General features: G+C 71.8%; 21 protein-coding genes and 1 pseudogene. 9 read left to right on the top strand and 13 right to left on the bottom strand.

The window, feature by feature from the left end; genetic code table 11:
- Complete coding sequence (locus tag OG344_RS06995; RefSeq protein WP_405087487.1) at positions 1-933, top strand: endonuclease/exonuclease/phosphatase family protein; 933 nt, start codon at positions 1-3, stop codon at positions 931-933.
- Here the strand turns inward: OG344_RS06995 and OG344_RS06990 are convergent.
- On the bottom strand, positions 839-1,369 hold the full coding sequence (locus OG344_RS06990; protein WP_405087486.1) for a gamma carbonic anhydrase family protein: 531 nt from the start codon (positions 1,367-1,369) through the stop codon (positions 839-841). The genes OG344_RS06995 and OG344_RS06990 overlap by 95 nt on opposite strands.
- Before the next feature lie 158 nt (positions 1,370-1,527).
- Between OG344_RS06990 and OG344_RS06985 the strand changes: the two genes are divergently transcribed.
- Positions 1,528-2,661 (top strand): hypothetical protein, encoded by a 1,134-nt coding sequence (locus OG344_RS06985; protein ID WP_405087485.1) that lies wholly within the window; start codon positions 1,528-1,530, stop codon positions 2,659-2,661.
- 74 nt (positions 2,662-2,735) lie between these two features.
- Here the strand turns inward: OG344_RS06985 and OG344_RS06980 are convergent, their stop codons facing one another.
- Complete coding sequence (locus OG344_RS06980; protein WP_150939868.1) at positions 2,736-2,954, bottom strand: hypothetical protein; 219 nt, start codon at positions 2,952-2,954, stop codon at positions 2,736-2,738.
- Between the two features lie 127 nt (positions 2,955-3,081).
- The gene (locus OG344_RS06975) at positions 3,082-3,834 is read right to left on the bottom strand and encodes a GntR family transcriptional regulator (RefSeq protein ID WP_405087484.1); all 753 of its coding nucleotides are present in this window, start codon (positions 3,832-3,834) and stop codon (positions 3,082-3,084) included.
- Between the two features lie 262 nt (positions 3,835-4,096).
- On the opposite strand from OG344_RS06975, the gene kynU reads away from it, so the two are divergent.
- Positions 4,097-5,335, top strand: coding sequence for a kynureninase (gene kynU, locus OG344_RS06970; RefSeq protein ID WP_405087483.1), 1,239 nt, complete (start codon positions 4,097-4,099; stop codon positions 5,333-5,335).
- A 95-nt stretch (positions 5,336-5,430) separates the two neighbouring features.
- Here the strand turns inward: kynU and OG344_RS06965 are convergent, their stop codons facing one another.
- Positions 5,431-5,835: a ClpX C4-type zinc finger protein gene (locus tag OG344_RS06965; protein ID WP_327048472.1), complete on the bottom strand. Its 405-nt coding sequence runs from the start codon at positions 5,833-5,835 to the stop codon at positions 5,431-5,433.
- Between the two features lie 76 nt (positions 5,836-5,911).
- Here OG344_RS06965 and OG344_RS06960 point away from each other — a divergent pair, with 76 nt between their 5' ends.
- Positions 5,912-6,376, top strand: coding sequence for a TIGR03668 family PPOX class F420-dependent oxidoreductase (locus OG344_RS06960; RefSeq protein WP_327049464.1), 465 nt, complete (start codon positions 5,912-5,914; stop codon positions 6,374-6,376).
- Positions 6,377-6,441: 65 nt separating this feature from the next.
- Here the strand turns inward: OG344_RS06960 and OG344_RS06955 are convergent, their stop codons facing one another.
- Positions 6,442-7,236 carry an isocitrate lyase/phosphoenolpyruvate mutase family protein gene (locus tag OG344_RS06955; RefSeq protein ID WP_405087482.1) on the bottom strand — a complete coding sequence of 265 codons (795 nt, stop codon included), beginning with the start codon at positions 7,234-7,236 and terminating at the stop codon, positions 6,442-6,444.
- 202 nt (positions 7,237-7,438) lie between these two features.
- Here OG344_RS06955 and OG344_RS06950 point away from each other — a divergent pair, with 202 nt between their 5' ends.
- Both OG344_RS06950 and OG344_RS06945 read left to right on the top strand, forming a co-directional pair.
- Positions 7,439-8,074, top strand: coding sequence for a disulfide bond formation protein DsbA (locus tag OG344_RS06950; protein WP_327048470.1), 636 nt, complete (start codon positions 7,439-7,441; stop codon positions 8,072-8,074).
- A gap of 214 nt (positions 8,075-8,288) precedes the next feature.
- Positions 8,289-9,473 carry an ROK family protein gene (locus OG344_RS06945; protein ID WP_405087481.1) on the top strand — a complete coding sequence of 395 codons (1,185 nt, stop codon included), beginning with the start codon at positions 8,289-8,291 and terminating at the stop codon, positions 9,471-9,473.
- Positions 9,474-9,486: 13 nt separating this feature from the next.
- Here the strand turns inward: OG344_RS06945 and OG344_RS06940 are convergent, their stop codons facing one another.
- The 3 genes from OG344_RS06940 to OG344_RS06930 are packed head-to-tail and all read right to left on the bottom strand — an operon-like array spanning position 9,487 to position 12,211.
- The gene (locus OG344_RS06940) at positions 9,487-10,263 is read right to left on the bottom strand and encodes a maleylpyruvate isomerase family mycothiol-dependent enzyme (RefSeq protein ID WP_405087480.1); all 777 of its coding nucleotides are present in this window, start codon (positions 10,261-10,263) and stop codon (positions 9,487-9,489) included.
- Positions 10,260-11,099: a fumarylacetoacetate hydrolase family protein gene (locus tag OG344_RS06935; protein WP_327048467.1), complete on the bottom strand. Its 840-nt coding sequence runs from the start codon at positions 11,097-11,099 to the stop codon at positions 10,260-10,262. The genes OG344_RS06940 and OG344_RS06935 overlap by 4 nt, the downstream gene beginning before the upstream one ends.
- Positions 11,096-12,211 (bottom strand): cupin domain-containing protein, encoded by a 1,116-nt coding sequence (locus OG344_RS06930; protein ID WP_405087479.1) that lies wholly within the window; start codon positions 12,209-12,211, stop codon positions 11,096-11,098. The genes OG344_RS06935 and OG344_RS06930 overlap by 4 nt, the downstream gene beginning before the upstream one ends.
- A gap of 147 nt (positions 12,212-12,358) precedes the next feature.
- On the opposite strand from OG344_RS06930, the gene OG344_RS06925 reads away from it, so the two are divergent.
- Complete coding sequence (locus OG344_RS06925) at positions 12,359-13,120, top strand: IclR family transcriptional regulator (RefSeq protein WP_405087478.1); 762 nt, start codon at positions 12,359-12,361, stop codon at positions 13,118-13,120.
- Positions 13,121-13,233: 113 nt separating this feature from the next.
- The gene (locus tag OG344_RS06920) at positions 13,234-14,238 is read left to right on the top strand and encodes an AraC family transcriptional regulator (protein ID WP_327049463.1); all 1,005 of its coding nucleotides are present in this window, start codon (positions 13,234-13,236) and stop codon (positions 14,236-14,238) included.
- Between the two features lie 51 nt (positions 14,239-14,289).
- Here the strand turns inward: OG344_RS06920 and OG344_RS06915 are convergent, their stop codons facing one another.
- From OG344_RS06915 to OG344_RS06900, 4 genes are all read right to left on the bottom strand, one after another.
- Positions 14,290-15,732, bottom strand: a complete 1,443-nt coding sequence (locus OG344_RS06915; protein WP_327048464.1) for an aldehyde dehydrogenase family protein — start codon at positions 15,730-15,732, stop codon at positions 14,290-14,292.
- A 62-nt stretch (positions 15,733-15,794) separates the two neighbouring features.
- The gene (locus tag OG344_RS06910; RefSeq protein WP_327048463.1) at positions 15,795-16,358 is read right to left on the bottom strand and encodes an NAD(P)H-dependent oxidoreductase; all 564 of its coding nucleotides are present in this window, start codon (positions 16,356-16,358) and stop codon (positions 15,795-15,797) included.
- Complete coding sequence (locus OG344_RS06905; RefSeq protein WP_327048462.1) at positions 16,355-16,861, bottom strand: flavin reductase family protein; 507 nt, start codon at positions 16,859-16,861, stop codon at positions 16,355-16,357. The genes OG344_RS06910 and OG344_RS06905 overlap by 4 nt, the downstream gene beginning before the upstream one ends.
- 30 nt (positions 16,862-16,891) lie before the next feature.
- Positions 16,892-18,031, bottom strand: coding sequence for an LLM class flavin-dependent oxidoreductase (locus OG344_RS06900; RefSeq protein WP_327048461.1), 1,140 nt, complete (start codon positions 18,029-18,031; stop codon positions 16,892-16,894).
- A 324-nt stretch (positions 18,032-18,355) separates the two neighbouring features.
- Here OG344_RS06900 and OG344_RS06895 point away from each other — a divergent pair, with 324 nt between their 5' ends.
- Positions 18,356-20,554, top strand: a complete 2,199-nt coding sequence (locus OG344_RS06895; RefSeq protein WP_405087477.1) for a discoidin domain-containing protein — start codon at positions 18,356-18,358, stop codon at positions 20,552-20,554.
- Here OG344_RS06895 and OG344_RS06890 read toward each other — a convergent pair.
- Positions 20,545-21,438, bottom strand: a pseudogene (locus OG344_RS06890) (tyrosine-type recombinase/integrase); the annotation flags it as partial. The gene OG344_RS06895 and the pseudogene OG344_RS06890 sit on opposite strands and share 10 nt — an antisense overlap.
- Between the last annotated feature and the right edge of the window lie 87 nt (positions 21,439-21,525).

The raw sequence follows: 21,525 nt of genomic DNA, 5'->3' as shown, positions 1-21,525 counted from the left end.
GTGGCCGGTCTTCCGGCGCCCGGCGACACCTACCGGGTGAACGTCCTCACCTACAACGTCTGCGCGGCCGGCAACCGGGCCGGCACCTGCGTCCGCGACCTGACGCCGCAGCGCCGCCGGACCTGGGCCGGCCAGGTCTCCGCGCTGATCCGGTCGAGGGACGTGGACGTCGCCTCCTTCACCGAAATGTGCTACGCCCAGGTCGGCCTCCTGCGTCATGAGCTGCCCGGATATCACCTCGTCTGGTACGGCTACGCCAGGGGCGGCGGGGTGGGCCGCGAGGACCGGTGCAGGACGCTCTGGCGCGACCTCACGCCGCACACGGCCCCGCCGGACGGCAGGACCTTCGGCGTGGCGCTGGCGCTACGGAACGGCACGCAGGGCCCGCCGCTGCGACGGCTGCTGCGCGCCGACGCCCCGGCCGCGCCCGGCGAGACGGTCCACCCGCGCGGCCTGCTGTGCGCCCGGGGCGACGTCGGCCCGCGCCGATCGGTCTGCTGCGTGACGCACATCTCCGGCACCGAGACGCCGCGGCAGGTCACCGGTCTGGTGAAGAGGTACGCCGAGGGCGCCCCGGTGATCCTCACCGGCGACTTCAACCGCGAGCCCGGCGACGCCCAGCTCACCGGCGTGTACGGCATGGGCCTGGGCGACGGCGGCTACACCGAGGCGGACGCCCCCGCGTGCGGGTCCCTGCGCCGGGGCGGCGACCCCACGACGCGCGGCGGCCGGAAGATCGACTACATCTTCGCCAGCGAGGCCGACTACCGCCCGGGCGGCGCCGAGGCCCTTAGGACCGACCCCGAGCTCTCGGACCACCTGGCGCTGGCCGGCACGCTCATCGGGACCGAACCGAGGCCGCGGCGTGACGGCGGGCCTTGGCGAGGTAGTTGTCCGGCGTCCCCGCGAAGGAGGCGCGGTCGTCGTCGGTGAGCTCGCGGACCACCCGCCCCGGCACCCCCGCGACCAGCACGCCGGCCGGGATCCGCCGTCCGGGCGGCACCACGGTCCCGGCGGCGACCAGGGACCCGGCCCCGACGACCGCTCCACCGAGCACGACCGCGCCGATGCCCACCAGCGCCCCCGTCTCCACGTGCGCGCCGTGCACCATCGCCCGGTGGCCGAGGCTCACCCGGTCGTCCAGGATCACCGGTTCGCCGGGGTCGGCGTGCAGGCAGCACAGGTCCTGGACGTTGACCTCGTCGCCGACCTCGATCCGCTCGTCGTCGCCGCGCAGCACCGATCCGTACCAGACGTTCGCGCCGCGTCCGAGCCGCACCCTCCCGACGACCACCGCCCCCGGGGCCACCCACGCCTCCGGGTGGATGATCGGCGTCGCGTCGTCGTCCAGGTCGGCTACGTACGGCATCCCACGATGATCCCATGAGCCCTCCGGCGGGCGTGACGGGACGCCCCGCGGGTTTTCCCGTCCGGCTGCCGCGTTCAGGTTGCGATGTGCGGCGGATAGCAGGAAAGTCGTGTCCTGGCGTGCGTTACCGTCGTTGTCTCCGACCCCCAGGGCTTCCTATGACGAACCAGACCGACAACTTCCCCGACCTGATGAGCGACGACTCGTTCGAAGTCGTGATGCGTGGATACAGCCGCAGGCAGGTCCACGACTACATGGTCCGCACCCGCAACCAGATCCGGGACCTGGAGGAACGGCTCGCGCGTACGATCGACCAGGCCGAGCAGAGCCGGCTCGAACTGGCCGAGGCGCGGCGCAAGATGACCGAGTCGCCGCAGAATCCCGACGAGCTGGGCGAGCGGCTGAGCCAGATCCTCAAGCTGGCGCAGGAGGAGGCGACGGCCAACAAGGAGGCGTCCGAGGCCGAGGCCACGAGGCTGCGGGACGGCGCCACGGCGGAGGCCGAGCGGCTGGTGACGTCCGCGCGCGAGCAGGCCGACGCGATCAGGTCCGCCGCCCAGGACGAGGCCGAGCGCCGGGTCGCCGACGCCACCGCGACGTCGGAGCGGCTGCTGGCGCAGGCGGGCGCGGATGCCGACGAGACGCTGGGCAGCGCCCGCGCCGAGGCCGACGAGACCCTCCGCTCCGCCCGCGCCGAGTCGGAGCGCCTGCTCACGGACGCCCGGACGGAGTCGGAGCGGCTGCTCGTCGATGCGCGCGGCCAGGCCGAGGCCATGCTGGCGGCGGCGCAGCAGCGGGTGACCGCGCTGGACGAGCACACCGGCCGCCGGGTGGCCTACCTGACCGACACCCACACGGAGGTCGTCCGCCGCCTCAACGAGATCGGCTCGGTGCTCGGTGACCTGATGCACCGGGAGTCGACGGCCGGGGCGCTGGTCGACGAGGCCACCGTGCTGCCGCCCGCGCCGCAGGTCCAGGCTCTCGGTGCGGGTGACTTCGCGCCGCAGCCCCGGGAGATCACCGCGCCGTCCGGGGAGGAGCCGCCCGGCGCGTCCGAGTCCGGGATTCACACGCCTGGGAGCCACCCGGCCGAGGGCGACGAGGAGGAGGCCGTCCTGGTCGTGGACGCGGGGCGCGCCGAGCAGCAGGACCACGCCGACGCCGGTCACGTGGAAACCGGGGGGCACGCGGAGATCGGGCCCGACCTGGCGGCGTCGCCCGAGGACACCGACGTCGACCTCGGCCGCGTACGCCGCGCCGCTCCGGGCGAGGAGCGGGTCGCCGGCGAGTGAGCCGCGGGAACGCGCGCTGAACGATCTTTGGTGGCGGAAGCCCCCGCCCCCGATCGGGTCGGGGGCTTCCGCGCTCATGGATCGGCGGCGGCGTCGCACTCCTCCTGCTCGCGCAGCTGCTCGCGCAGCCCGTCGGGCTCGTCGGCGTCGATGGTCATCGCGCAGCCGGCCGCCCGCTGGGCCGAGGTGAGCGGGCGGTGCCGGGTGGCCCACCACCGGCCCGCGTCACTCCGCCAGATCGTCCACTCCGGAAACTCCCGAGCGATCTCGGCAAGGCGTCGGTCAAAGGACACCCGTCCACCTTCCCTCGCCGTAGGCCCGGTGTTCTTGACGTCTCTTTCTTCACGGTGCGGGACTTCTCTAGAGAAATCAATGATCGGGATGGACAGGTCAACCTATCGGCGGACTTGTCCAGTTGATCTACGCGTCGAAGTCGTACTGGAGTACGTACGACGCCGCGTCGAGCGTCATCTCGTTGACCTCCACCGCCACCCCTCCCTCCGCGAAGGCCACCCGGGTGACGGAGATCACCGGCGTGCCGGCCGGGAGGTGCAGCAGTTCGGCCTCCCCGGGCAGCGGCATCCGCGCCCGCACCTCCTCACTGAAGTGGACCGGGGCGTGGCCGAGCTCGCCCAGGCGGGCGTACACCCCTCCGGGACCGGTGTCGGGCAGGACGACCGCCGTGCCCTCCACGAGATCGGCGGGAAAGCAGGACGCCGCGAGCTGCACCGGACGGCCGTCCACCGAGTAACGGCGGCGGCGCACCCAGACCTCCGCCGCGCCGAGCACGCGGCCGGCGTGCTCGCTCGCGGCCTCGCGCAGGATCCGCACCTCGTCCACCGTGTACGAACGGCCACGCGTGTCGGAGTCCCAGATGGCCAGGCCCTGGGCCCACTGCTCGCGCGAGAGCCGGCGGGACCCGTGGCGGCGGATCGGGCGGAACAGGCGTACGTAGACGCCCGATCCTCGTTTCGGCACGGCGAGCCCTTCGTTGATCAGCACGGCGAGTGCCTGCCGCGCCGTGGCCCGTGCGATGCCGTACTCGTTCATGAGCGCGTTCTCGCCCGGTAGCCGGTCCCCGTCACCGAGTGCGCCGGACAGGATCTGATCGCGCAGCCTGTCGGCGATGCGGCGATAAATCGGGGACTCATGATGCACCGGGGACTCCGTCACGTTTGATCACCCTCTGTCACCAACGGGGGATTGGCGTCTCCAGAGAACTTGCCCCGTCTTGTCCACGATCGCACAGAGTCTTGGGTGCGTCTTGTGCTTACTTTGGGCTGATAGTGCCGCTGTGGTGATCTCTGGGGTTTATTGCCGTCCGCATTCGGTGGAACGGTCCCCACCGGTATGGCTCTGCCGTCCACGCTGTGTCATCGCATGCTCTACAAGATCGGATATTTCGGGACATAATGCGGAGAAGGAGGAGGTGCCGATGGGTGTCAGCCGTGCCGAATGTCAGGATCTCGACGCCAGGGACCCGCTGAGAGGGTTCCGGGATGAGTTCTCGCTTCCTCCCGGGGTCGTCTACCTGCTGGGCAACTCGCTGGGCGCGCTGCCCCGGCACACGCCGGAACGGGTGGCCCGCACCGTCGAGACCGAGTGGGGCAGGCACCTCGGGGCCAGCTGGAACACGGCCGGCTGGTGGGACATGCCGCAGACCACCGGCGACCGGATCGCGCCCCTGATCGGCGCGGGCCCCGGCGAGGTGCTGGCGGGCGACTCCACCTCGGTGAACATCTTCAAGGTGGTCACTGCCGCCCTGCCGCTGCGGCCGGACCGCCGCGTGATCGTCTCCGATCTCGACAACTTCCCCACCGACCGGTACGTCGTGGAGGGCGCGGCCCGGGCGCTCGGCTCGTACGAGATCCGCGACATCGGTGAGCGGGGCCCGTCGCTCGCGGACGCCCTCGACGACGGCGTGGCGCTCGTGCTGCTCTCGCAGGTCGACTACCGGACCGGCGCCGCCCGCGACATGGCGGCGGTGACGGAACAGGTGCGGGCGGCCGGCGCGCTGATGGTCTGGGACCTGTGCCACAGCGCCGGGGCGATGCCGGTGCGGGTGGGCGAGGCGGACTTCGCGGTCGGCTGCACCTACAAGTACCTCAACGGCGGGCCGGGCGCGCCCGCCTACCTCTACGTCGCGCCGCGCCATCAGGACGCCGTCCGCAACCCGCTGTCGGGCTGGCACGGCCACGCCGCGCCGTTCGACTTCGAGCCGCACTACCGTCCCGCCCCCGGCGTGCGCAGGTTCGCCACCGGCAGCCCGCCGATCCTCTCGTACGCCGCGCTGAACGCGTCGCTCGACATCTGGGAGCGGGTGGACCTGTCGGAGGTGAGGGCCAAGAGCCTGGCCCTCACCTCGCTGTTCGTCGACCTGCTCGACGACCTGGTCCCCCCGGGGCTCGGGCTCGTCCTGGCCACTCCCCGCGACCCGGAGCGGCGGGGCAGCCAGGTCAGCTACCGCCATCCCCAGGGCTACCCGGTGGTGCGCGCGCTCGCCGACCGGGGCGTGATCGGCGACTACCGCGAGCCCGACCTCGTCCGCTTCGGTTTCGCCCCGCTGTACCTGCGCCACGTGGACGTGTTCGACGCGGCGACCGCGCTGGCGGAGGTGCTCGGCGAGGAGCGGTGGCGGGACGAGCGCTACGCCCGGCGGCTCACCGTCACCTGACCGGACCTCCGGGCGGCCTGTCGCGTCACGCGTACCCGCGTCGGCGCGTCCGGCGGGTGGAGCCGGGTGGAGCCGGGTGGAGCCGGGCGGCGTCCTCAGCGGCGGCGGGCCAGCCCGGCGACGATGTCGCCCGCCAGGGCCACGCACTTGTCGCAGATGCGCCCGCCCTCGCCGTGGACCATGTGGACCCGCGGCCCCGGCGGCCTCCGGCAGAAGGAGCAGGCGACCTCGCGCTTCATGCGGCGGTTGACCAGGTGCCGGTGGGCGAAGGCGGGGGTGAAGCGCCTGCGCGCCGGCCGGTGGACGTAGCCCAGCCGCTCGCCGATGGCGGTCCAGGACGCGCCGGCCTCCCGGGCCCGGCGTACGGCGAGGTCGAGCAGGGCGTCTGCCTCGCCGCCCGGTTCGCCGCACAGCGCGATCGCGGCGGACAGCACTTCCAGGGGATCTTCGGGGTCGGTCGCGCGCGAGCGGGCCCGCTCGAGTAACTCAGATGCCTCCATGGCGCACACCATAAGCCGCCTCCCACAGACGATCAACCGCGTCGACGCGGCGACGCCGTAGCCTGGACGGGTGAGGATGCCCGAGGGCCGAGCCCGCGAGTTGTTCGCGGCGGCCAGGGTCGCCCGCCTCGCGACCGCCGGGGCCGAGGGGGCGCCGCGCCTCGTCCCGGTGACGTTCGCCACGGCGTACGACCCCGAGGCGACCGGTTCCCGGGACGTGGTGGTGACCGCCGTGGACCACAAGCCGAAGAGCACCACGGACCTGCGGCGGCTGCGCGACATCCGCGACGATCCCCGCGTCTGCCTGCTGGCCGACCACTACGAGGAGGACTGGGCGCGGCTGTGGTGGGTGCGGGCCGACGGCCGGGCCCGCGTCGTCGAGGGCGGGCCCGCACACGACCGGGCCGTGGCGTGGCTCGCCGCGAAGTACGCCCAGTATCGCGAACGCCCTCCGGCCGGGCCCGCGATCCTCGTCGAGATCGACCGCTGGTCGGGCTGGTCGTACACCCGGGATTCGGGTCCGCTCCCCGGCGGCGAGTAGACCGGGCGGGGGCGGGCGGAAACGGGACCGGCGGCGAAGGAGCGCCGGTGGGAGCGGGACCGGGATCAGCCGGACGGGAAGGGGTCGTCGCCCCGCGCGATCGCGCCGAGCATGCGGGCCGTGAACTCCTGGGCCGCGCTGTGGAGGCCCGGCCCGAAGCTGATCCGGGCGACGCCGAGGGCCGCGAGTTCGCGGATGGCGGGCATGCCCGGCTGGAAGTACACGTTGACGGGCCCCCCGATCTCCCGCACCAGCGCGCGGATCACCTCGGGGTCGCCCGCGAGGATCGGGTACACGCAGTCGGCGCCGGCCCTCAGGTAACGGCGGCCGCGGTCGATCGCCTCGGCCAGCCGTTCCTCCGGAGACCCTGAGCCGTGGATGAAGGTGTCGACCCGGGCGTTGATCACCAGGTCGACGCCGGCCTCGGCCGCCGCCGCGCGTACGGCGGCCAGGAATTCGGCCTGCTCGGCCGCGCCGAGCAGGGACCCGGTCGCGGGGTCGGAGTCCTCCAGGTTGCAGCCCACGGCGCCCGCCGCGGCCAGTCGCCGGACCAGCAGGGCCGGGTCGAGGCCGTAGCCGCGCTCGACGTCGGCGGTGACGGGGACGGACACGACCCGGCTGATGCGGGCCACGGCGGCGAGCATCTCGTCGACCGGGGTGTCCTGCCCGTCCTCGTAGCCCAGGGCGGCGGCGACCGCCGCGCTGCCGGTGGCGACGGCGGGGAACCCGGCCGCCGCGACGGCCCGCGCCGAGGCGGCGTCCCAGGCGTTGGGCAGGACGACGGGGTCGCCGGGCACGTGGAGCGCCCGCAGGGCCGCCGCTTTCTCGCGGGCCGTCGCCGTGCCGTGGATCTCAACCATGGGGACACCTTAGAGATCGCGGCCGTGCCCTCCGGGCGGCGCCCTGGGCGCGTGCCCGCCGGATCCCGGCAATGCCTGCCGGGAATGAGGGCGGACGCCCGGAGGTTTCAGGGGTCGGGGCGCGTGTCCGTGTCCGTCCCACCTGTGGATACGCTCGCGGAGCCCCCCGATCCTCCGTCAACCTCTTCAGGGGAGTCCGTCCATGAGCGCAACCGGCCAGGCAGGCACCGACAGCCGTCCCAAGGTGGATTTCTACTTCGACCCCATCTGCCCGTTCGCGTGGATCACGTCGCGGTGGATCCTGGAGGTCGAGAAGCACCGGGACATCGACCTGCGGTTCCGGGTGATGAGCCTCTCGGTGCTGAACGAGGGCAGGGACGAGCTGCCCGAGAGCTACCGCGAGCTGCTCGGCCGAGGGTGGGGCCCGGTGCGGGTGTGCATCGCCGCCGCCGAGCGGCACGGCGAGGGCGTGCTGCGCGACCTCTACACCGCGCTCGGCACCCGCATCCACAACCAGGGCAACGACGACTACGAGCTTGTCGCCAAGGAGGCGCTCGCCGAGCTCGGGCTGCCCGCCGAGCTGGCCGAGGCCGCGGGCTCCGACGAGTACGACGAGGCGCTGCGGCGCAGCCACCACGAGGGCATGGACCCGGTCGGCGACGAAGTGGGCACCCCCACGATCCACATCGACGGCGTGGCGTTCTTCGGCCCGGTGATGACCCGCATCCCGCGGGGCGAGGAGGCCGTGCGCGTCTTCGACGGCGCCTACGACATGGCGCGGTTCCCGTACTTCTACGAGCTCAAGCGCAGCCGTACCACCAGGCCGGAGTTCGACTGACCCGGGGCGGTCTCCCGGCGGCTCCCGGCGGCTCCCGGCGGGCCGCCGGAGACCGTCTCCGATCCGCTTCGTTCAGGCTCCGAACAAACGTGGTGGCGACACGCCGTCGTAACGGCCGGGTAACCGGCGGCTGCGACGGTGTGGGCGTAAGAAGGCGCAGCCACTTGTTTTCGCTCCTGAACTAAGATGACCCGTGACGACGGGGAGGTCGGTCATGGCGAGGCCCGAGCGCAGGACGGTGCGGGACATCCGCAGGGGCAACCGGGCCGTGCTGCTGCACACGCTCTACTTCTCCGGGCCCACCAGCCGCAACGACCTCACGGCGCGCACGGGCCTGAGCGCCGCCACGGTCAGCACGATGACCGCCGGCCTGCTGGGCGAGAACATCGTGGTCGAGGCGGGCCAGGTGGAGTCCGACGGCGGCCGTCCCCGCGTCCTGCTGCGGGTCAACCCGGAGTACGGCTTCGCCGTGGGCGTCGACATGGCCGAGAACCACGTCCGGGTGGGGTTGTTCGACCTGGAGATGACCGAGCGGGCCAAGGTCGACTACGTGCTGCGGCCGGCCAGGCACGATCCCGAACTGGTCGCCAGGCACATCCTGGCGGGCGTCGAGGTCGTGCTCTCCGACGCGGGCGTCCCCTCCGAGCAGGTGCTCGGCATCGGCGTGGGCGTCCCCGGCATCGTCGAGCCCGGCCCCGACGGGGTCATCCACGCCAAGCCCTTCGGCTGGGACGGCGTTCCGCTCGGCGCGCTCCTGCGCCGCGGCACCTCGCTCCCGCTGTACGTGGACAACGGCGCCAAGACGCTGGGCCAGGCCGAGCTGTGGTTCGGCTCCGGCCGGGGGTCCACCGAGGCGGTGATCGTGCTGCTCGGGGTGGGCGTGGGCGCGACGATCGTGGCCGACGGCACCACATTCAGAGGGGTCAGCAACAGCGCGGGGGAGTGGGGGCACACCAAGATCGTGGCCGGCGGCCGGCCCTGCCGCTGCGGCGGGCGGGGATGCCTTGAGGCGTACGTCGGGATCGAGGCGATCCTCGACCGGGCCGGCGTCGCCTCCCAGGGCGACTGGGAGGAGGATCTCGACCGGCTGCTCGCCGCGGAGTCCCCGGTGATCCAGGAGACCGTCACCTACCTCGGAGTGGGCCTGGCCAACCTGGTCAACCTGGTCAACCCGGAGAAGATCGTGATCGGCGGCTGGGTCGGCGCCCGGCTCGGCGAGCGCCTGCTGCCCGACATCCGCCGCGCCACGGCCGCCGACTCCCTGGCCGAGCCGTACGCCGCGACGTCGATCGTCCTCGGCCGGCTCGGCCCCGACGCCGTCGCGCTCGGCGCCGCCACGCTCGTGCTGGAGGAGTTCCTCAACACGCCCGAGGTCGCCCGTATCACCGCCGTCGGGTGACCCCGGACGAGGGTCAGAACCATCGGGGAAGAGCCGGGATCACCCCGGTGCTGCTCGTCAGTTCACCTGCCCCGCGCCCGACGAGCCAGCGGACCGCATCGGGCATCGTGCCGGAGACGATGGGGCCGCCGGCACCGAGGACGACAGGGTCGCGGCCGGCCGCGGCGACGGTGACGTCGACTCGTTCTCCGCGCCGCCGCCACGCGCGCAGCACATCAGAGGCGATCTCGCCGAGCAGGTCGGGCGGGAAGTCCCGCATGTCCGCACCGTTGTCCAGGTCCACCGCGTGCACCCAGACCTCCCGGGCGCGCATCCAGGCGGTCTCCCGTACGGGCACCAGCCGTCCCTGCGCGGTGCGCACCTCGACGTCCCAGGCGGCGCCGGGAAGGTCACGCCATTCGACGTCGAGATGCGCCACGGTGTGCGCGAACAGGCTGCGCAACGCATGCGCCGGCAACGTGCCGCCCCGCCGGATCTCCGCGTCCCGCTGCTGCGGGGAGGCGTACATCGGGGTCTCGACCCCCGTGCGGGCCCACTGTAGGAGACGGCTGAGCGCTCTAGCGTTGTATCCGACGTGGGCGACGACGTGCCGGCGTGACCATCCCGGCAGCAGGCTCGGCGCCTCCAGCTCGGCGTCGGTCAGCTCGTTGAGCCTGCGCGCGAAGTAGGCGGTGCCGAGACGTGCCCAGGCCAGTTCTCCGGCGGGGGCGTCGGGCGAGTCGTACCGGGCCCCGGGGCCCTGCCGTTCGCGCAGCGCCGCGCGTGCCGCCTCGTCCGGATCGGTGCTCATCCCGGCACCACCTCGCGACCCGGTTCGGCCACCACGACATTGCACAGCTCGCCGATGCCGTCAACGCTCGTGCTTAGGGTCTGGCCGGCCGCGAGGTAGCGGCCCGGCCTGCGCGCGTGGCCGACGCCACCCGGCGTTCCGGTGGCGATGACGTCGCCCGGTTCGAGGGTGACGATGGTGGAGATGTAACACACCAGTTCGGCGGGGCCGAAGACGAGGTCGTCGATCGCGGCGCGCTGCACCTCCTCGCCGTCGACCCGGGTGGTCAGCAGCGCCCCCGCCGGGATCTCCTCGGCGGTGGCGAGGACCGGACCGAACGGTGTGCTGCTCTCCCAGGTCTTGCCCTGGAGCCACTGCGGAGTGCGGTACTGGTAGTCCCGCATGGTGACGTCGTTGAGCACGGAGTATCCGGCGATGGCGGCGGACGCCTCCTCGTCGGTGGCCCGGCGCACCCGCCGGCCGATGACCACGGCGAGTTCGCCCTCCCAGTCGACGCGGTCGGATTCGGCGGGGAGCCGGAGATCGTCGCGGGGGCCGATGAGAGCCTCGGGGTACTTCGCGAACAGCGTGGGGTGTTCCGGCAGCTCGCGGCCCATCTCCGTGATGTGGGTGCGGTAGTTCAGCCCGACACACACGATCTTGCCGGGCCTGGGCACCACGGGCGCGAGGACGGCGGTGGCGAAGTCGTGCCGGGGGCCGTCGGCGGCGGCCACCGCCGGCAGAGCGCCGGCGCGCAGGAGCGCGCCGACGTCGGTGAACCCCGTCTCGACCGCGGTCGTGCCGTCCACGCGGACGGCGGCGGTGCTCTGGCCGAGACGGATGGTCGCGAGCCTCATCGCTGCTCTCCCTCACTGTGCACACGGTTGAAGTGGAGACGCTCCATGATCGGAGCGTCGGAGAATCGGAACAGGTCGAACCGGCTTCGCGCCCGCAGGGACCACGGCACCCACGACGGGATGACGAACAGGTCGCCCTTGGCGAGATCGTGCTCCACGCCGGCCAGGATCACCTGTCCCGTGCCCTCGAACACCTGGAAGACGCTGGAGCCGACCTCGCGGCGGGTGGGCGTGGCGGTGCCGGTCCGCAGCCGGTGGAACTCCGCCCTGATGGTGGGCATGACGTCCCCTCCGGTGGTGGGGTTGACGTAGCGGACGGCGGCGTGGCCCTGTTCCACTGTCGCCGGCAGGCCCTCGTCCTCCAGCAGGAGCTGCTCGGTCAGCGCGGCATCGGTGTGCTCCCACCGGTAGGCGGCGATCGGAGAGGACACCGTGTCACGCAGGCCGGACAGCGGCCGCAGTCCGGGGTGGCACCACAGCCGCTCGCTGCGGGAGTAGTTCGGCGTGGCGTAGTCGGTGACCCGATCCGAGCCGAATTCGAAGAAGCCGACGTCGGTGTGGTACGAGAACGGGATGTCCAGGCCGTCGAGCCACGCCATCGGCTGGTCGGTCTCGTTGTGGTGGCCGTGGAACCGCCATCCCGGAGTCAGCAGGAAGTCGCCTCTCGACATCCGGACCGGGTCGCCGTCCACGACTGTCCAGACGCCGGAGCCCTCGACGACGAAGCGGAACGCGTTCTGCGTGTGCCGGTGCTCGGGTGCGGTCTCCTTCGGGCCCAGGTACTGGATCGCGGCCCACAGTGTCGGGCTGACGTACGGGCGGCCGGGAAGGCCGGGATTCGCCAGCGCGATCGCGCGCCGCTCGCCTCCGCGCCCCACCGGGACCAGCTCTCCCGCCGCCTGAGCCAGGGGGTAGAGCGTCGACCAGCGCCAGACATGCGGTACGGCCTTCGGCCGCGGGTGCGCCGGCATGAGGTCGCCGATCTGCGTCCACAACGGGATGAGGTGCTCGGCCTCGAAGTCCCGGTAGAGCCGGTCGAGCTCCGGGCCGTCTCCTCGGGTCATCCGGCCGGCGGCCGGTTCGTACGCGACCGGCTGGTTCTGGGGGGTCATCGTCGGGCCTCCGTAGCTGAAAGGCCCGGCCGGCACCCGCAGCCGGGTGCCATGCGGAGCCTCGTCCTCGACGTGCGTTTCCGCAGCTCTCCCGGGGAATGCTGCCAAACTATTCCGTCTCGCGCAAAACTAACCTACTATCTTTCTGTGGAGCAGAAAGATCCGTACCGGGTCGAGGCGGTGGACCGGGCGCTGGCCCTCCTGATGTTGCTGGCCGAACGGGGCCGGCTGAGCGTGACGGAGGCGGGGCGGGAGCTGGACGTCGCCCCGTCCACGGCCCATCGCCTGCTGTCGACGCTGTGTCATCGGGGCTTCGCCGCGCAGGGCGACAAGCGGCTGTACCTGCCGGGGCCCGCCCTGCTGCAACTGCGGACCATCGAGATGCCGGCCCTGCCCGATCGGATACGCCCGTACCTCCAGAAGCTCTTCGACGCCGTGGGCGAGACGGTGCACCTCATGGTGCGGATCGACTCCGAGGTGCTCTTCGTGGACGGGATCGAGGGCACCCAGTCGCTGCGCGTGGGGCTACGTGTCGGCGCGCGGATGCCCGCCTGCCGCACGTCCGGAGGCAAGGCGATGCTCGCCGATCTCGAACCCGAGGAGATCGACGCGCTCCTCGCGGGCGGGACGGCCCCCTCGCCGGGCGAGAAGATCCGTGACCTGGCCGCCCTGCGCCGCGAACTGGCATCCGTCCGCCGCAACCACTTCGGATGCAACCACGACGAGAGCGAGCCCGGGGTGACGGCGGTGGGCGCCTCGATCGGCGTCATCGACGGCAACCACGCCGCTCTCGTGGTCGCGTTGCCCACCGTGCGCATGGCGGCCGGCGGACTCGAGGCCGTGACCGCCGAGCTCCTGCGGGTCTGCCGCCAGGTCGGACGGGACGTTGCCGGGCCCCCGCGCCAGTGACCGCGCTCGCCCGGTCATCGAGGTAGACTCCGGCGATATTCGGTCAAGGCGTCATATAAAGGTCATTCCACTACAAAAACCAACGTTGTTCCGCGTGGGAGGTCCCCGTGCCCATGTCCTGGACGACAGCTTCCGAAGAGCCGCTTCGGCAGCACGGCCGGCTCCGTACCGGCGACGCGGCCCTGGCCGAGCAGGTCGTCGCCGAGGTATACGAGCCGCACACGCTGCGACCCCTGGACGGCACCAGCCTGGACGCCCGGCTCAACGCGGTGCAGAACGGCGGCCTGACGCTCGGCTACCTCACGTACGGCACCGAGGCACGGATCACCCTGCCGCCGAGTGACCACTGGTACCACGTCAACATCACCCTCGCCGGGAGCAGCCGGGTGGCCCGCGAGGGCGGCGAGCGGGGCACGACCAGTGGGATGGGCAGCGCGGCGATTCTGCTGCCACACCGCGCGCAGACGATCGACTGGGCCGCGGACGCGGCCCAGTTCGCGTTGAAGATCCCCCGCGCGGACATCGAGGGCCACCTCGCCGGCCTGGTGCGGAAGACGATCGACAAGCCCATCGACTTCGACCTGGTGATGAACCTGGAGTCGCCCGCGGGCAGGGGGCTGTTGCGGTGCATCGAGTTCGTGCGGGCGGAGTGGGACGAGGGCGGCATCCTCGCGCGTGACGCGGGATCACGCCGACAGCTGGAGTCCATGATCCTGACGAATCTGCTGGTCGCCGCCTCGGGGCCGCACCAGCGGCTGCTGCGGCAGGAGACGGACACGGTGAGACCCGGCGTGCTGCGCCGCGCGCTCGACTACGTCCACGAACACGCGCAGAGCCTGCCGACGCTGGCCGATCTGACCGAGGCGACCGGGGTGAGCGCGCGGACGTTGCAGCTCCAGTTCCTCACCCACCTTGGCTGCACTCCCACCCAGTACCTGCGGGACGTGCGACTCCGCGGGGCCCGGGCCGACCTGCTGCACCCGCCCTCGGATTCGGTGACGGTCGCCGACGTGGCCGCCGCCTGGGGCTTCTACAACCATGGCCGGTTCTCGTCGCTGTACCGGTCGATCTACGGCGAGTCGCCGTCGGAGACGCTGCGCAGGACGAAGAGCACGTGACCGGCGGGGTGGGGACGCGCTGCCGCGCGTCCCCACCCCGGATCGGGCGACTCAGACGACCTGCACGATGTGCTTGTACTCCTGGAACTCCTCAAGGGCGCGGGTGCCGTTCAGCCGGCCAAGGCCGCTCTGCTTGTAGCCGCCCTCCTCGAACTGGTCGAGCACCACGGCCCAGCCGTTCGTCCAGACCGTGCCCGCGTCCAGCGCGTCGGCCACCCGCAGCCCCCGGGCGCCGTCGGCGGTCCACACCGAGGCCGCGAGGCCGTACTCGGTGGCGTTGGCCTTGCGCACCGCCTCCTCCTCGGTGCCGAAGGTCTCGAACGTGGCGACCGGGCCGAACAGTTCCCGCTGCACCAGGGGTGAATCGGTGTCGGACACCCCGTACAGCGCGGGGCGGTAGTAGGCGCCCCGCGCGAGACTCTCGTCGTCGGGCCGGCCGCCGGGCACGATGACCTCGGCATCGCCGCATGAGGCGGCGATGAGATCCTCCAGCCGCTGCCTTCCCGCGACGTCGACGAGCGGGCCCATCTGCGACCCCTCGGCGTCCCCCGGCCCCACTCGCACCTGGCCGAGCGCCTCGGCGAGCCGGGCCTTGACCTCCTCCGCCACCTGCTCGTGCACCAGGACCCGGCTGCCGGCCATGCAGAACTGACCGGCGAACGTGGTGATCCCGGCGACGATCGTCGGCACGGCCGCGTCGAGGTTCGCGTCCTCGAAAACGATCATAGGCGTCTTGCCGCCCAGTTCGAGGGAGAGCCGCTTGAGCGTCGTGCCGGCGTCGGTCATGATCTGCCGGCCGACCGTCGTGCTGCCCGTGTAGCTCAGCGCGGCCACGTCCGGGGAGCCGACCAGCAGCTTGGCGCCCACGCTGCCCGACTCGTTGAACACGTTGAGCACACCGGCGGGCAGCGAGGGGCAGTCGGCCAGCAGTTCGGTGAACCGCGTGTTGACCAGGGCGGTCTGCGCTGCCATCTTCATGACGACCGTGCATCCCGCGGCCAGTGCGGGGGCGAACGAGCGGACGGCGAGGACGACCGGCGAGTTCCACGGCACGATCACGCCGGCGACGCCGATCGGCTCGGCCAGCAGCGTCGAGTAGACCCCGGGGCGGACACGGTCGCCGCGGCCGGAGGAGGTGAGCGCCTGCGCCGCGTAGTAACGCAGCTTCGACGGTGTCAGGCTGAGCTCGAAGTACGCCTCCGGGAGGATCTTGCCGTTCTCGCGGGCGAGCATCAGGGCGAGCTCGTCCGTGGCGGCCTCGATCCGGTCCGCCATCTCGTTGAGGACCCGGGCGCGCAGCTGCCGGTCGGTGCGCCACGCGTGGGTGGCGAAGGTGTGCTTGGCGATCCGGATCGCTTCCCGGACCTGCGCCTCGTCCACCTCGTAATAGGTGCCGAGCGGCTCCCCGTCGGCGGGTGAGCAGGACACTCCTGTCGTGTCAGAGGCGACCCATTCCCCGCCGATGTAGTGCCGGGCGGGGGCCTGACTCTTCACGATTCTCTCCTTGTGTGTCGTGATGTGGCGTATCGGGGTGCGAAGACTTGTCGACGGCCGGATCAGCCGGAGGCTTTCCTGCTGTAGCGGACGGTCAGCGGAGCCGGGCCGAAGGTCTGGCCGGCCAGCCGTTCGGCGAGCACCACCGCGGCCTCGCCCAGCTCGTGCAGTTCGTCGAGGACGTCGGCGGCCACCTCGTGGTCGGCGAAGGCCCGGTCGACGAAGAACGCACTGTTGGGGGCGGTGAGGGCGCCGAACCAGCTCAGCACGTCGCGCAGGTGTCGCTCGGCGGAGAGGTAGTGGTGCGGTGCCGCGGCCACGGTGAGGATGGCCACCGGTTTCGACCGCAGCGCCTCGACCGGCAGCATGTCGATCAACAGCTTGAGCGTGCCGGTGATCGACGCGCGGAAGACCGGAGACGCGATCACCACGGCGTCCGCGTCGCCGACCTTCGTCGCGGCGTCGTCTCGCCAGGTCGACACGACGGGGCCGACCGCCGTCTCCGGCGCGATGCGCTCCACCTCCCACCCGGGACGGCGGTCACGGACGCCGGCCTCCAGTAGCCCGAGTGCCCGTGCCAGTTTGCCGGGAGGAGTGGGACTCCCATAGATCGTCACGAGCTTCACGCGGACACCGCCTCCTGCAGGTCGTAGTCGAGGAACCTGCCCTGGAAGAACAGCAGCGGGTGCCGTGCCGGGCCGGCTGCCAGGTCGTCGACGGATGCCACGACGACCGAGTGGTCGCCCGCATCGATCTCCTCGACCACGTGGCACTCCAGCCAGGCGAGCGTGTCGGGGAGGAGGGGCAGCCCGGATGGCGAGGGGTGCCACTCGACCCCGGCGAACCGGTCGATGCCGGTTCGCGCGAACCGCCGGCCGATCTCCCGTTGCCGGTCGCTCAGCACGTTGACGGCGAGGCGGCCGGCCCGCCTGATCCGCGGCCAGGTGGTGGACGTCTTCTGCGGGCACAGCAGCACCAGGGGCGGCTCTATGGAGAGCGCGCTGAACGCCTGGCACGTGAAACCGACGGGCCTGCCCTCGTCGAGCGAGGTGATCACGGTCACCCCGGTGCAGAAGTGCCCGAGGACCGCCTTGTAGTCATGCGCATTGGTGCTGGTCAGCTTGGTCATGCAGCCGCACCTCCCGGATCGTCCGGCCTCTCAGTTCCGCAGCCCGGCCTCCTTCATCAGGGGCAGCACCCGCTCGCCGAAGTACTGGAGCTCCTCGACGTAGTCCAGGAAGCCGACCATCATGCCGTCGACCCCGGCCTTCGAGAGTTCGACCATCTGCTCGACGACCTGCTCCGGCGTGCCGATCAGGGGGTAGCCGCCGTACCCGAGGATGAAGCGCTCCTGAAGGCTCTTGACCTTGTCGAAGGATCCGCTCTCGGCGCCGAGGCCACCCGACACCATCCGGGCGACCTCCCAGTCGCCCTTTTCGAGGATGTGGGAGAGGAAGGCCTTCGTCTCCTTCTCGGTGTCCCGGCAGATGATGTTGCCGTAGCTGAGAATGCCGAGATCCCGGCCGTGCTGGTGGGCGATGGAACGGACGCGGCTCGCGGTGTCCCTCGCCTCCTCGGGGTCGGCGAAGGCGATGAAGTTGAAGTCGCACTCGCGGGCGCAGAACTCCAGCCCCGCCGGAGAGTTCCCCGCGTTCACCAGCACCGGGTAGGGCTTCTGGATCGGCTTGGGGTCGGAGAAGGCGTCCTTGATCTCGAAGAACTCACCGGTGAAGTCGACGGCGGCGGCCTCGGTCCACATGCGCTTGACGATGGTGATCCACTCGGAGCCGTAGCGGTAGCGGGCGTCATGTTCCCGCTGTGTGCCGCCGAACATCTCCATCTCGGCCTTGTACCAGCCCATGGTCATGTTCAGGCCGAAGCGGCCGTTGGAGATGTGGTCGACGGTGACCGACTCCTTCGCCGCGACGATGGGGTGCTTGGTCGGCACGTGCGTGGTGGAGAACACCATGATGTTCTCGGTCGCCTGCGCCAGGCCCGCGGCCCAGGTGTGGGTTTCGTAGTTCGAGCCGTTGAAGTTGGTCTCCCCGCCCATTCCGCGGTACCTGGCCACCGGGAGCATGGCCTCGAAGCCGAGCCTGTCGGCGATCTGGGCGATCCTCTGGGTGTGCTGCCAGCTGAGCTCGTAGGACGTCTCGGCATGGGTCGCCATCAGCCCGTGGCTACAGTTCGCGCCGAAGATGCCCAGCTTCATCTTGTTGTCGTTGAACATGGCGACACCGCTGGCGCGGCGGGCCTCGAGCAGTTCCTCATAGGTAGGGGCGGGGACGGTAGCGGTCACTGAGATCTCCTGGTTGAGCAGGGACGACGCCGTGGGGGACGGCCTCTCGAGATGTTGCGGCAATGTAAACAGGGGCTCGGAACGGCGACTATGCACAAAGCGCATGAGCAGGGGCCGACAAACGAAGAGGCTCCCTTTCGAGCTCCGGCCACGGGCCTGGTGGTCGCGCTCGCCTACCGGGCTTGACCGCGGCGCGTCTGCACGTCCGTTTTTTCTTATTGTGAACTAAGCCTTGACATAAGAAGCGTGGAGACGGACGCTCATGCCGCCGAACCTCTCCATCCCCCAGGTCCCCCGCCGAGGGGATCCGCCCAAGGAGACCGCATGCCTCCCTCCTCCCGTCTCCGGCCGCGCACCCGGCGCCGGCGTGCCGGACTCGTCACCGCCGGTCTCGCCGCGCTGTCCACGTTCGCGGCGGTGACCGGCGTCATCCCGGCCTCCTACGGCGCCGCGGCGGCCGTGTGCGGCACGGCGAACGCGGCCCAGGGCCGGCCGTCGTCGGCCTCCTCCACGGAGAGCGCGGGCACACCCGCCTCGGCCGCCTTCGACGGCAACACGGGCACCCGCTGGTCGAGCGCGTTCAGCGATCCCCAGTGGATCCAGGTCGACCTCGGCAGCTCCCAGCAGATCTGCCGGGTGGCCCTGAACTGGGAGACCGCCCGCGCCCAGACCTTCAAGATCCAGGTCTCGGCCAACGGCTCGACGTGGACGGACGCCACCGCGACCGTCACCGGCGCGGCCGGCACGCAGACGCTCGACCTCGCGGCCACCGGCCGCTACGTCCGCATGTACGGCCTCACCCGCGCCACCCAGTACGGCTACTCGCTCTGGGAGTTCGGGGTCAACGTCGTCACCGACGGCGGCACCCTCCCCGGAGGCGGCGACCTCGGGCCGAACGTGCGGGTCTTCGACCCGTCGATGTCCGGCGCGAGCATCCAGAGCACGCTCGACACGATCTTCCGGCAGCAGGAGTCGAACCAGTTCGGCAGCCAGCGGTACGCCTTACTGTTCAAGCCCGGCACCTACAGCGGGCTCAACGCCCAGATCGGCTTCTACACCTCCATCGCCGGCCTCGGCCAGTCGCCCGACAACGTCACGATCAACGGGGACATCACCGTCGACGCGGGCTGGTTCAACGGCAACGCCACCCAGAACTTCTGGCGCTCCGCCGAGAACCTCGCCGTCGTCCCGGTGAACGGCACCGACCGCTGGGCGGTCGCGCAGGCCGCGCCGTTCCGGCGGATCCACGTCCGCGGCGGGCTGAACCTCGCGCCCAACGGGTACGGCTGGGCCAGCGGCGGCTACATCGCCGACAGCAAGATCGACGGAACGGTCGGGCCGTACTCCCAGCAGCAGTGGTTCACCCGTGACAGCAACATCGGCGGCTGGACCAACGGGGTCTGGAACATGGTGTTCTCCGGTGTCGTCGGCGCTCCCGCCCAGAGCTTCCCGAACCCGCCGTACACCACGCTGGCGCAGAGCCCGGTGACACGCGAGAAGCCCTACCTGTACGTCGACTCGGGCGGCGCCTACCGGGTGTTCGTCCCGTCTCTGCGCGCCAACTCCAGCGGCGCGAGCTGGGCGAACGGCGCGACTCCCGGCACGTCGATCCCGCTCACGCAGTTCTACGTCGCCAAGCCGTCCGACGGCGCGGCCACGCTCAACCAGGCGCTGGCCCAGGGCCTCAACCTGCTGTTCACGCCCGGCGTCTATCACCTGAACCAGACGCTCAACGTGACCCGGCCGGACACGGTGGTGCTCGGGCTCGGCTACGCGACCCTGATCCCGGACGGCGGCGTCGTCGCGATGAACGTCGCGGACGTCGACGGCGTGAAGCTCGCCGGACTGCTGTTCGACGCCGGGACGGTCAACTCGCCGGTGCTGCTGCGGGTCGGCCCCGACGGCGCCTCGGCGGGCCACGCGGGCAACCCCACCTCGATCCAGGACGTGTTCTTCCGCATCGGCGGCGCGGGCCCCGGATCGGCCACGACCAGCCTCGTCGTGAACAGCAGCAACACGATCATCGACCACATCTGGGCGTGGCGGGCCGACCACGGCGCGGGCGTCGGCTGGAACAGCAACCCGGCCGACACCGGGCTGATCGTCAACGGCGACAACGTGACGGCGTACGGCCTGTTCGTCGAGCACTACAAGAAGTACGAGGTGATCTGGAACGGCCAGGGCGGCCGGACCATCTTCTTCCAGAACGAACTGCCGTACGACCCGCCGAACCAGGCGTCCTGGATGAACGGCTCGACCCGCGGCTACGCCGCCTACAAGGTGGCCGACTCGGTGACCACCCACGAGGCCTGGGGCCTGGGCAGCTACTGCAACTTCAGCACCGATCCCTCGGTCGTGGCCGAGCGCGGCTTCGAGGCGCCGACCAGGTCGACCGTGAAGTTCCACGACCTGCTCACGGTGTCGCTGGGCGGCGTGGGGACGATCGCCCACGTGATCAACAACACGGGCGGCGCGGCCCAGGGCACGGCTACCGTGCCGGTCAACGTGGTCAGCTACCCCTGATCACCGGCTGGGCGAGACGCGGCGCGGCCGGGGGGCCGGGCGGGCATGCGTGGACGCTCCGGCGGCGGGCAGGGCGGGCCGGCGGTCACCTCCGCCGGCTGCCCGGCCCGGACGAACTCGCGCAGGGTGCGGGCGCTGGTGTGGCCGGACAGGGACATCAGCATCGGCGCCGTCCAGCCGTCCTCGGCGAGGTGGGCCAGGCGCGAGTGACGCAGGCGGTGCAGCGTGTATCCCTCGCCTCCGGGGTCGAGGTCCCGGGTGGCCCGTTTGAACAGGTGCTCGGCCCGCTCGTACGACAGGCGGCTCCGGCCGGTGTGCGGGCACAGGTCGGCCGTCGCCGATGCGCGGCCGGGGCCCGGCCTGCGGTCGGTGCGGAAGAGCGGGCCGCGACGCCGGTCGCCGACGAGCGGGGGCAGCAGCGCGGCCGTTCCCGCCTCCCAGCGGATCCGGCGCCGCCTGCCGCGCACCACGGCGCTCATGCCGCGCAGATCGAGGTCCTGCACGTCGAGTGAGAGCGCCCACTCGGCCGGAGCCGCGCTCTCGTAAAGCAGCATCCACAGGGCGCGCTCGCGGGGCGCGACGTCCGGCCGCGCCCACAGGTCCTCCAGGTGCGGCCGGGCGATGGGACGGACTCGCCCGCGAGGCTCGGGCCGCCGGTCGAGCGCCGCGCTCAGGTCGGCGGACTTCAGTCCGTGCCCGGCTGCCCAGGCGGCGAACGACCGTAGCGCGGCGCGGTGCCGGTTCCAGGTCGCGCCCGCCGCCGTGCCCCACTCCGCCGCGAAGACCTCGGCCACCCGCTGGGGGGTCGCCTCCTCCAGGGGAAGGTCCGCGCCGAGGCGCAGGCACAACCGCGAGAGGGTCTGGCCGTACGACCGCAGAGTGCCGGCCGTCAGGCCGGGGCGGGCGAGGAAGGCCCGCACGGCCTCGCCGAGCACGACGCCCTCGACGTCCCCGATGCCCGCGACACCCGC

The organism is Microbispora sp. NBC_01389, assembly GCF_045040095.1.
Lineage (GTDB): Bacteria > Actinomycetota > Actinomycetes > Streptosporangiales > Streptosporangiaceae > Microbispora.
Note: the sequence above shows the minus strand (reverse complement) of the source record. Positions and strands in the feature narration are given on the sequence as shown.